General features: G+C 70.1%; 7 protein-coding genes. All 7 read left to right on the top strand.

Features of this window, described 5'->3' with window-relative positions; translation table 11 throughout:
* Positions 1 to 1509 (top strand): amino acid permease (locus GZ998_RS03805; protein WP_219109077.1); only part of this gene is annotated, 1509 nt, incomplete at its 5' end.
* On the top strand, positions 1506 to 2975 hold the full coding sequence (locus GZ998_RS03800) for a class I SAM-dependent RNA methyltransferase (protein ID WP_162679256.1): 1470 nt from the start codon (positions 1506 to 1508) through the stop codon (positions 2973 to 2975). The genes GZ998_RS03805 and GZ998_RS03800, both read left to right, overlap by 4 nt.
* Before the next feature lie 200 nt (positions 2976 to 3175).
* The gene (gene acnA, locus GZ998_RS03795; RefSeq protein ID WP_162679257.1) at positions 3176 to 5872 is read left to right on the top strand and encodes an aconitate hydratase AcnA; all 2697 of its coding nucleotides are present in this window, start codon (positions 3176 to 3178) and stop codon (positions 5870 to 5872) included.
* Between the two features lie 623 nt (positions 5873 to 6495).
* On the top strand, positions 6496 to 7128 hold the full coding sequence (locus GZ998_RS03790) for a 2-oxoacid:acceptor oxidoreductase family protein (RefSeq protein ID WP_219109076.1): 633 nt from the start codon (positions 6496 to 6498) through the stop codon (positions 7126 to 7128).
* A complete protein-coding gene (porA, locus tag GZ998_RS03785) occupies positions 7118 to 8326 on the top strand; it encodes a pyruvate ferredoxin oxidoreductase (protein ID WP_219109075.1) in 1209 nt (402 codons plus the stop codon). The genes GZ998_RS03790 and porA overlap by 11 nt, the downstream gene beginning before the upstream one ends.
* A complete protein-coding gene (locus GZ998_RS03780) occupies positions 8323 to 9453 on the top strand; it encodes a thiamine pyrophosphate-dependent enzyme (RefSeq protein ID WP_219109074.1) in 1131 nt (376 codons plus the stop codon). The genes porA and GZ998_RS03780 overlap by 4 nt, the downstream gene beginning before the upstream one ends.
* A 1-nt stretch (position 9454) precedes the next feature.
* On the top strand, positions 9455 to 11104 hold a 1650-nt coding region (locus GZ998_RS03775; protein ID WP_219109073.1), incomplete at its 3' end, for an NAD(P)-binding protein.

The raw sequence follows: 11104 nt of genomic DNA, 5'->3' as shown, positions 1-11104 counted from the left end.
GCGGTGGCCGCCACGGCCGTGAGCGGCCTGATCCAGGAACTGGCCGGCAACCTGGGGCGGGCTCCCTCCGCGGGCTACGAGTTGGCCTCTCAGGACGGCTGGGAGCAGGGGCTGACCGGCCTGGCCGGCGTCCTGCTCATCCTGCGGGCCTGGGCCTTGGGCGGCGTCGCCCTGACCGGCGTGGGGGAGATCGTCAGAGCCGTGCCCGGCTTCCGCCGGCCCAAGTCCAGGAACGCCGCCACCACCTTGCTGATGCTCGGGCTCATCACCGGCGCCATGCTGCTGAGCGTGATGCACCTCGCAGGCGCCGTCGGCGTGCGTCTCGCCGCAGACCCCGCAACCGGGCTGCTGGACCATGGGGCGCCACTGGGCGCGGAGTACCACCAGGAGCCTGTACTGGCGCAGATCGCCGCCGCCGTGTTCGCCGGCTTCCCGCCCATGTTCTACCTCGTGAGCGTAACTACCGGCCTCGTTCTGGTTCTGGCGGCCGATACCGCATTCAGCGGCTTCCCCGCACTGGCCGGGGCGCTCGGCCGCGACCAGTTCCTGCCCCGCCGACTCTCGCGGCGCGGTGACCGTCCGGCCTATGCGCGGCGCGCCATCGTGCTGTGGGTCGGGGCAGTCGCCCTCATAGCCGGATGCCAGGCAAGCGTCAGCCGCCTCGTACAGCTATACATCGTCGGCCTGCTCATCTCCCTGACACTTGCGCAAATCGGCGTGGTGCGCCACTGGAACCAGCAGCTGGCCACGGCCACCGACCCCACCATCCGCCGCCGTGTGCGGCGCTCGCGGATCATCAACAGCGTTGGCGCGGTGTTAACCGGCGCTGCGCTGCTGCTGCTGGTGCCGACCAGCCTTGCCCAAGGCGCCTGGGCCGCCCCGGTCATCGCCTCGGCCGTACTGGTGGGCCTGTACCTGGCCATGAGTGGTATTCGCCGCCATTACCGGCGCTTCGACCGGGAGATTGCCATTAGCGGCCCGGATACCCCCCGGTTGACGCCCGCACGCCTACACGCCGTCGTCCTGGTCTCCCGCCTGCACCGGCCGGCCCTGAGAGCACTGAACTACGCCCTGTCCACGCAGCCGTCCTCCATCGAAGCCGTTACCGTGGATGTGGGCGACGGTGCCGCTGACCAGCTCCTGCGGGACTGGGCGGATGCCGAGCTGCCCGTTCCGCTCACGGTGCTCAACTCGCCGCTCCACGACGTTATCGACCCCGTGGTCTCCTATGTGCGCAGCGCGCGGGCGGACTCGCCCCGGGAACTGGTAGGAGTATTCCTGCCCGAGTACCGGCCGAGGCGCTGGTGGGAGCAGGCTCTGCACAACCGGACCGCGCAACGTCTGAGGGCGGCTCTGCGGCTCACCCCCGGAGTGGTGGTCGCCCCGGTGCCCTGGTGGCTGGGTGCGCCGTCGGACCGGGACAATACGCACGTCGCCATCGGCCGCAGACCCGCCGGCTCACGGGAACCGGAATTCCGCCACCAGTCCCAGACGCAGGAGAACGCATGACCCCCCGCCGCCGTAACGCCCCGCCCCGCCCGCCGGCCCCCGCGCCGACGACCCCGGAGTACCTGACCCTTGCCGTAGGGGCCCCAGCCCACGGCGGGCATTGCGTTGCCCGCCCGCTAGACGATCCCTCCGGGCACGTGGTGTTCGTCCGCCATGCCCTGCCCGGCGAGCAGGTGCGGGCGGTGATGACGGAGAAGAACTCCAAGATCTGGCGTGCCGACGCCGTAGAGGTACTGTCCGCCTCGCCCGATCGGGTGCGCCCGCTCTGGGCGGAGGCCGGCCCCGGGGGAGTTGGCGGTGGGGAGCTGTCGCACGTCGCCCTGCCCGCGCAACGCACCTGGAAGCGGTGGGTGCTAGCCGATTGCCTACGCCGCATCGGCGGCGCAGATGTCGTTGCCGCCGTATCCGCCCTGCCCGGTGCCGCCGGGGACGCCGTGCCGGTCGAGCCCATGCCCGGCGATGCGGCAGCCGAAGCGGACCCGAACCCGCGGGTGCGTGAACGCGCCGGTGCCGGCACCCGCACCCGTGTATCGCTGACCGTCACCGAGACCGGTGTGGCCGGCATGCACGGCTTCCGCAGCGGCAACGTCCTGCCGGTGCGGGAGCTGCCGCTGGCGGTGCGTGCCATCCAGGAACTCGGACTGACCGAGCGTGCCCTGTGGCGCAAGCACTTCCGCCCGGGAATGCGTATTGCCGCGGTGGCTCCCAGCGAGGGGGAGCCGCTGGTCCTGCTGGAGGAGAGCGGCCGCGCGGGGCGGCACGTGACCGTGCTGACCGGGGCCGGCCGGTCAACCCGCCGACGGCGCGTCGGCGAGGTCGTGGACGCCACGGGCCTGGGGCTGGGACAACTGCACTACTCGGTGCACGCTGACGGCTTCTGGCAGGCGCACCGTGAGGCCCCGAGCGTGCTCGTCGACCGGGTTGTGCGTGCCGCCCTCGCCGAGGATGCGACCGCCATGGGCTCCGGCCCCACTGACGCACCACTGGATCCAGCAGGGGCGGCAGGCGTACGCGTGCTCGAGCTGTACGCCGGGGCCGGGCTGTTCACCCTCCCACTGGCAGCGTTGACCGGGGCGGTGCATTCTCTGGAGGGCAGCGGGCAGGCCGTCGGCGACGCCCGGCGCGTCCTGCACGACTACGCGGGTGCGCAACTGACTGCCGGCCGCGTCACGCCAGCGGCGGTGGCGGAGCTGGGGCGCTTTGCAACGGGCGGTGCCGCGGCCGGGGAGACCGCCGACGTCGTAGTGCTCGATCCGCCCCGGCAGGGCGCCGGTCGCGGAATAATCCAGGCGGTGGCGGACTTGAAGCCGCGCAGGGTCGTGTTGGTTGCCTGCGATCCAGCGGCGCTGGCGCGCGACCTGGGCGGCTTCATCAGCTCCGGTTATCGGCTGGCGGCGATGAGTGCCCTGGACATGTTCCCCCATACCCACCACTTCGAAACCATCGCCGTACTCCAGCGCGGCTGAACGCCACCCGGCCCGGGCGGGACGGACGGACCTATTTCGTAACTCCCGCGTGGCGTATGCCGCGTGGGCGGGTTTTCGCAGTGGGGCCGTCCTGCCGCAGGTTGCCGACGGATGAAACTTCGTCTACTACCGTGGCCGCCAGTCAACCCGCCTCAGTGCAGCCCGTGCGCAGGTGCGCACCAGGATGAACAGGAACGAACTTGACGAGTCTTGACACCTTCCACTCCCGCGCCGCCCTAGATGTGGACGGCCGCCCCTACGAGATCTTCCGGCTGGACGCCGTCGACGGCCTGGAACGGCTGCCGTACGCCCTGAAGGTCCTGGCGGAGAACCTGCTGCGCACCGAGGACGGCGCCAACGTCACCGCCGACCACGTGCGCGCGCTCGCCTCCTGGGATCCCGCCGCCGAGCCAGACACAGAGATCCAGTTCACCCCAGCGCGCGTGGTTATGCAGGACTTCACCGGGGTGCCCTGCATCGTTGACCTGGCCACGATGCGTGAGGCCGTGGCGGAGCTGGGCGGTGATCCGGAGGTCATTAATCCGCTGGCTCCTGCCGAGATGGTCATTGACCACTCCGTCCAGATCGACTCCTTCGGCCTGTCCACATCCCTGGAACGCAATAAGGAGCGCGAGTACGAGCGCAACGCCGAGCGCTACCAGTTCCTGCGCTGGGGCCAGGGCGCGCTGGCGAACTTCCGCGTGGTGCCGCCGGGCACCGGCATTGTGCACCAGGTCAACATCGAGTACCTGACCCGCACCGTCTTCACCCGCCAGACCACCGGGGTCGACGGCGCCCCTGTCACTCAGGCCTACCCGGACACCTGTGTGGGCACCGACTCCCACACCACCATGGTCAACGGCCTGGGCGTGCTCGGCTGGGGCGTGGGCGGTATCGAGGCGGAAGCCGCCATGCTCGGTCAGCCGGTGTCCATGCTGATCCCGCGCGTGGTCGGCTTCAAGCTCTCCGGCGCCATTCCCGCCGGCGCCACCGCCACCGACGTGGTGCTCACCATCACCCAGATGCTGCGCGCGCACGGTGTGGTCGGCAAGATCGTGGAGTTCTACGGCGAGGGCGTGGCCGCGGTGCCGCTGGCGAACCGTGCCACCATCGGCAACATGAGCCCCGAGTTCGGCTCTACCGCGGCGATCTTCCCCATCGATGATGTCACCCTGGACTACCTGCGCCTGACCGGCCGCTCCAAGGAGAACATCCGCCTGGTCGAGGAGTACACCAAGGCCCAGGGCCTGTGGCACGACCCGTCCCGGCAGGCCACCTACTCCGAGTACCTGGAGCTGGACCTGTCCACCGTGGTGCCCTCCATCGCCGGCCCCAAGCGGCCCCAGGACCGCATCGAGCTGTCCGGCGCAAAGCCCGCCTTCGAGCAGATCCTGCCCACCTATGCCGCCGAGTCCCACAAGCCCACGCCGGTGACCCTGGCGGACGGCACGCAGGTCACCCTGGACCACGGGCATGTGGCCATTGCCTCGATCACCTCCTGCACCAACACCTCCAACCCGTCGGTGATGGTGGCGGCCGGGTTGCTCGCCCGCAACGCGGTCGCCAAGGGACTGCGCTCCAAGCCGTGGGTGAAGACCTCCACCGCCCCCGGCTCGCAGGTGGTCACCGACTACTACGAGAAGGCCGGGCTGTGGCCCGCCTTGAACGAGCTCGGCTTCAACCTGGTCGGCTACGGCTGCGCCACCTGCATCGGCAACTCCGGGCCGCTGCCCGCCGAGGTGTCCGCGGCCGTGAATGAAGCCGACCTTGCGGTCGTCTCGGTGCTGTCCGGCAACCGCAACTTCGAGGGGCGCATCAACCCCGACGTGAAGATGAACTACCTGGCCTCCCCGCCGCTGGTGATCGCATACGCGCTGGCCGGCACCATGGACTTCGACTTCGCCACCGAGCCGCTGGGGCAGGACCGTGAGGGCCGGGACGTGTTCCTGGCCGACATCTGGCCCGACCCCACCGAGGTGCAGGCCGTCATCGACGCCACCATCGACCGGGAGATGTACACCCGTGACTACGCCGACGTGTTTGCCGGCGACGCGCGCTGGCAGGGCCTGGACACCCCGGAGGGGGAGACCTTCACCTGGGATGAGGACTCGACCTACGTGCGCAAGGCCCCCTTCTTCGACGGCCTGACCATGGAGCTGACGCCCGTGGAGGACGTGACCGGAGCCCGCGTGCTGGCCCTGCTGGGCGACTCGGTGACTACCGACCACATCTCCCCGGCAGGCGCCATCAAGGGAGACTCCCCGGCCGGCCGTTACCTGGCTGAGCACGGGGTGGCACGCAAGGACTTCAACTCCTACGGCTCGCGCCGCGGCAACCACGAGGTCATGATTCGCGGCACCTTCGCCAATATCCGCCTGCGCAACCAGCTGCTCGACGGCGTTGAGGGCGGCTACACCCGCAACTTCCTCACCGGCCAGACCGAGTCCATCTTTGACGCCTCCCAGGCCTACCAGGCGGCGGGTGTGCCGCTGGTGGTGCTGGGCGGCAAGGAGTACGGCTCCGGCTCCTCGCGCGACTGGGCGGCCAAGGGCACGGCCCTGCTCGGGGTCAAGGCGGTCATCGCCGAGTCCTTCGAGCGCATCCACCGCTCCAACCTGATCGGCATGGGCGTGGTCCCGCTGCAGTTCCCCGCCGGCGACTCGGCCGCATCGCTGGGCCTGGACGGCACCGAGACCTTCGCGATCACCGGGCTCACCGCCCTCAACGAAGGCGTCACCCCCCGCACGGTGACGGTTACCGCCCGGCGTGACGACGGGGAGCAGGTCACCTTCGAGGCTGCCGTGCGCATTGACACCCCCGGTGAGGCGGACTACTTCCGCAACGGCGGCATCCTGCAGTACGTGCTGCGCGGCCTGGCCCGCGGCGAGCAGCGGTAGGGCACGACTCCGTCCTCCGCTTCTCCTGCCGGCGGGGCAGCCCCGGCATCCGCGGTATGCCTCCGCGCGACGTCGGGGCGGCTCGGGGCCTCGGATGAGCCGGGACGCCGGGGTGGCTGGCCCGGCGGCGGGATACTGCGGATGCGGCATGCGGCGGTCGCGCGTGGGGGAGCCCAGAGTCCCGAGCCGTGAGCGTGCCGCTGTCGCCGGTGATTATGGCGCACGCGAGGGAGACCGCCTTGCCGGGAGGTCAAGTCTTGCTGCGCACCGGCAATTACGGGATTAAAACGTTGCCTTTTTGGCGCGGTCACGCGGTTATTGGGCGAGTCCTGCAGGACTGTGATTCGCGCAGTCAGCCGACTGCGGGTCGCGCGGATTCCGGTGCGTCGTCTCCAGCTGCACGCAATCGCGGATTCGACCGGTTGGCCTGATCTCGCCTGCAATGGGCATGCGGTCAGGTCGACCGGTCGATCGGTGAGGCCGAACTGCTGGTTTTGGAATGTCAGGACTAATGTGCGGTATCTCTGAATATGCCGTGTGAGCGCACTCACGAGTCGGGCTTAGCGTCCTAAAGTGACAGGTGAGTGAATACGGCGCCGACAGGCACCGGGCGAGGAGGCCCAATGTTCCAGATCCGCATCCATGGTCGCGGAGGCCAGGGGGTGGTGACAGCGGCGGACCTGCTCGCGTACGCCGCTTTCAAGGAGAACCGACACGCCCAGGCCTTCCCGTCCTTCGGGTCCGAGCGCACGGGAGCCCCGGTGGTCTCCTACTGCCGAATCGACACCCGTCCGATCCGCACTCACGAACCCGTTCTCACCCCGGACGCCGTAATCATCCAAGACCCCACCCTGCTGGGCGCCATCGACGTGTTCGCCGGCCTGCGCCCGGGAGGGTATGCGCTTATCAACTCCGCCAAGCCCTTTGAGGCCTTTAACCTGGACCCGGCCATGGTGGGTGCCGTCCCCGCGGAGCACCGCTTGACCGTGCCGGCCACGGATCTGGCCATGGAGCACCTGGGACGCCCCCTGCCCAACGCCGTCCTGCTCGGGGCCTTCACCGCCATCACCGATGTGCTCGGCATCGAGGCCGTGTGCGCCGCCATTGCGGACCGCTTCCCGGGAAAGGTCGGTGAGCGAAACATCGCCGCTGCCCGGGCCGCACACGCGATTGTCGCGGACAAGCTGGTCGGCAGGCCCACCGAGCTCCAGGACCGGACTGCCCAAGATCAGGAGGAGGACGCCGGTGCTGCGTGAAATCGAGGGATCAAAGGCGGTGGCGGCCGCCGTGGCCGCCTGCCGCCCGGACGTGGTGTGCGCCTATCCCATCTCGCCGCAGACGCACATCGTTGAGGAGCTCTCGCGTCTGGTCAAGGTGGGGGAGCTGGACTGCGAGTACATCAACGTCGAGTCCGAGTTCGCCGCCCAGTCCGTAGCCATTGGCGCCAGCGCCGTGGGCGCCCGCGCCTACACGGCCACCGCCTCCCAGGGCCTGTTGTACATGGTGGAGGCGGTTTACAACGCCTCCGGCCTGGGCCTGCCCATCGTCATGACCGTGGCGAACCGCGCCATCGGTAGTCCCATCAACATCTGGAACGACCAGTCCGACACCATGAGTCAGCGCGAGAGCGGCTGGCTGCAGCTGTTCGCCGCGGACAACCAGGAGGCCGCCGACCTGCACGTCCAGGCCTTCCGCATCGCCGAGGAGCTGAGCCTGCCGGTCATGGTCTGTATGGACGGTTTCGTCCTCACCCACGCCGTCGAGCGCGTGGACGTGCCCGAGCAGGAGCAGGTGGACGCCTTCCTGCCCCCGTTCCAACCCGTCCAGACGCTCGACCCGGAGGACCCCGTCACCATCGGCGCCATGGTGGGACCCGAGGCCTTCACCGAGGTCCGCTACCTGGCACACCGCAAGCAGCAGGCCGCCGTCGAGGTGGTTGAACGCGTGGGCCGGGAGTTCGCCGCGGCCTTCGGCAGGCAGTCCGGCGGCCTCCTGCACACCTATCGCACCGAGGGGGCTGAAACCGTGGTAGTTGCTCTGGGTTCGGTGACCGGCACGCTCAAGGACGCCGTCGACACCCTGCGGGACGACGGCGTACCGGTGGGCCTGGTGGCGCTGACCTCCTACCGGCCCTTCCCAGAGGCCGCCATGGCGCGCGCGCTGGCCGGGGCCAAGCGGGTGGTGAGCCTGGAGCGCGCCTTCTCCCTGGGGCGCGGTGGCGTCGTTGAGGACGACCTGCGCCGCGTCCTGTGGGATCGTGCCGGCGAAGTCGCCCTGACCACGGTCGCCGCGGGCCTGGGAGGGCGCGACATCACCTCGGCCTCCCTGGTGGAGGTACTGCGCCGCGCCGACCGCGGCGAGCTCGCCCCACTGGAGTTCCTGGACCTGGATGAGGCCACTGTCGCCGCCCACCTGGCGGCCGTCGGTCCCCGTACGGAAGGAGCAGCATCATGACGACGACGTCGACCACTCCCACCGCTGCACCGCAGCAGCCAGGCGGACGGACACGTTTCTACCAGGTCGGCTCCTTCGCCGTCGGCAACCGGCTCCTGCCGGAGGTCCGTTCCCTCCAGTCCAGCCGGGAGCGGAACAACACGCTCACCTCCGGGCATCGCGCCTGCCAGGGCTGCGGAGAGGCGCTGGGCGCCCGTTACGTGCTCGACGCCGCCACGGCGGCGGCCGAGCAGGCCGGAGGCAGCCTGGTCACCGTCAACGCCACCGGCTGCCTGGAGGTCTTCTCCTCGCCGTACCCGGAGTCCGCCTGGCGCCTGCCCTGGCTGCACTCCCTGTTCGGCAACGCGCCTGCCGTGGCCACCGGCGTGGCCGCGGGGCTGAGGGCCAAGGGGCGCGACGACATCCGGGTGGTGGCCCAGGGCGGCGACGGCGGCACCGTCGACATCGGCTTCGGCTGCCTTTCCGGCATGTTCGAGCGCGGCGACGACGTCCTGTACGTCTGCTACGACAACGAGGCCTACATGAACACCGGGGTCCAGCGCTCGGGCGCGACCCCGCCGGCGGCCCGGACTGCCACCACGCAGGCGGTGGGAGACGCCCCGGGCAACGTGTTCGGCCAGGGCAAGGACGTGCCCCGCATCGCCATGGCGCATGAGATCCCCTACGTGGCCACCGCCACCGTCGCGGACCTGCACGATCTGGAACGCAAGGTCACTCACGCCATGGGCATGCACGGCCCGCGCTACATCCACGTGCTGGTGCCCTGCCCCCTGGGCTGGGGCGCGAAGTCCTCCCACACCGTGCGCATCGCCCGCCTGGCCGTGGAGTCGGGGCTCTTCCCCGTCTTCGAGGCCGAGTACGGCGAGGTCACCGGGGTCAGTCCCATCCGCCGCCAGGTGCCGGTGGAGGACTACCTGGTGCTCCAGCGCCGCTTCGCACACCTGTTCCGCCCCACCAGGGACGAGCAGACGATCGGCCGTCTCCAGGCCCTCGCCGACCGCAACATTCGTCGCTACGGCCTGCTGGGGCATCCCGAAGCGGTCCCCGTCCTGAACGACGAGGCCACCGGCGCCACTTCCACCCTGGGGGCCCGCGCCGACCTCAACGACGCCCCCAAGGAGGACTGACATGACTACCATTTCGACTCCTGAAGCCGCTCCCGCCGGGGCCGGCACCGGGAAGGTCCGTCCCTTCGCCATCACCCTGGACACCGCCTCCTCCCTGGCGAATAAGACCGGCGCCTGGAGGGTGGAACGCCCGGTCTACCGTGACTTCCTCCCACCCTGCAACGACGCCTGCCCGGCGGGGGAGAACATTCAGAAATGGCTCTACGACGCCGAGGACGGCTCCTACGAGCGGGCCTGGCGCACGCTCATGCGGGACAACCCGCTGCCCGCCGTCATGGGCCGCGTGTGCTACCACCCCTGCCAGACCGCCTGCAACCGCGGCAAGGTGGACGAGGCCGTCGGCATTAACGCCGTCGAGCGCTTCCTGGGTGACGAGGCGCTGCGCCGGGGCTGGCAGCCCGACCCGTGCGCGCCGGATACCGGTAAGCACGTGCTGGTGGTCGGGGCCGGCCCGGCCGGGCTCAGCGCCGCCTACCAGCTGCGCCGCCGCGGCCACGCCGTCACGGTCCGTGACGCTGCTCCCAAGGCGGGCGGGATGATGCGGTACGGCATCCCCGCCTACCGCCTGCCCCGCGACGTGCTCGACGCCGAGATCACCCGCATCGAGGGCATGGGGGTCCGCTTCATCCTGGACAGCAAGGTGGACAACATCTCCTCCGAGCTGGACTCCGGCGAGTTCGACGCCGTGTTCCTGGCCATCGGCGCCCAGGTCGGGCGGCGCACCTACATCCCGGCGGGTGAAGCCGCCCGCATCCTCGACGCCGTAACCCTGCTCAGGGATGTGGAGGATGACCGGGAGGCCGGCGCCGACGCCGCCGACCAGCTCATGCTGGGGCGGCGCGTGGTGGTCTACGGCGGCGGCAACACGGCTCTCGACGCCGCCCGCACCGCCAAGCGCCTGGGCGCCGAGGAGGCGATCATCGTCTATCGGCGCACCCGCGACCGCATGCCAGCCCACGACTCCGAAGTGGTGGAGGCCCTGGAGGAGGGCATCCAGATGCGGTGGCTGTCCACCGTCCAGCACGCCGACGCCGGCCAGCTGCGCATCGAGAAGATGGAGCTGGACGAGACCGGCTTCCCCCAGCCCACCGGTCAGTTCGAGGACCTGGCCGCCGACTCCCTGGTCCTCGCCCTGGGACAGGAGTCCGACCTGGGCCTGGTCGACGGAGTGGAGGGACTGACCATTGAGGACGGCGTGGTGCAGGTCGATGAGCAGTTCATGACCGGTCACCCGGGACTGTTCGCCGGCGGTGACATGGTGCCCTCCCAGCGCACCGTCACGGTGGGCATCGGGCATGGCAAGCAGGCCGCCCGCGCCATCGACGCCTACCTGCGCGGTGAGGTCTACCAGCACCCGGAGCGCCACCGGCTCGCCGACATCGGCGCCATCAACTCCTGGTACTACTCCGACGCGCCTCAGCAGGTGCGCGAGCGCCTGGAGGGGGCCCGCCGCTCCCAGACCTTCGACGAGGTGGTCCAGGGACTGGACGCGGACGACGCCCTGTTCGAGGCGCGGCGCTGCATGAGCTGCGGCAACTGCTTCGAGTGCGACAACTGCTTCGGGGTGTGCCCGGACAATGCCGTCATCAAGCTGGAGCCCGGCAAGCGCTACGCCTTCAACTACGACTACTGCAAGGGCTGCGGCATCTGC

The sequence above is a fragment of the Actinomyces sp. 594 genome, from assembly GCF_019325145.1.
In the GTDB taxonomy this organism is placed as follows: Bacteria; Actinomycetota; Actinomycetes; order Actinomycetales; family Actinomycetaceae; genus Actinomyces.
The sequence above is the reverse complement of the archived record's forward strand: the minus strand, read 5'-3'. Positions and strand labels throughout refer to the sequence as shown.